Here is a 251-nt window from a genome sequence, read left to right on the forward strand (position 1 = left end):
CGCTATCGCGTAGCGGCGGGTGCGGCCCGGCAGGCGCGCCCCGGCGCGGTCCCCGCGGAATGAGGGTCCGGGCCGCCGCACTGGCGCTGATCCTGACCGCCTGTCCGGTCCTGGCCGTCCAGCCCGACGAGGTCCTGCCCGACGCCGCGATGGAGGCACGCGCCCGCGAGATTTCGCAACAGCTGCGTTGCCCCGTCTGCCAGGGAGAGAACATCGACGAGTCCAACGCGCCGATCAGCCGCGACCTGCGC

Annotated in this window: 1 protein-coding gene; it reads left to right on the forward strand. The window is 74.1% G+C overall.

Going from position 1 to position 251, the window contains the following annotated elements:
• Window positions 1–59 precede the first annotated feature (59 nt).
• Window positions 60–251, forward strand: a 192-nt coding sequence (locus TW83_RS18640; RefSeq protein ID WP_045984283.1) for a cytochrome c-type biogenesis protein, incomplete at its 3' end; no start/stop codon positions are given.

Source organism: Paracoccus sp. S4493 (assembly GCF_000967735.1).
GTDB lineage: Bacteria > Pseudomonadota > Alphaproteobacteria > Rhodobacterales > Rhodobacteraceae > Paracoccus > Paracoccus marcusii.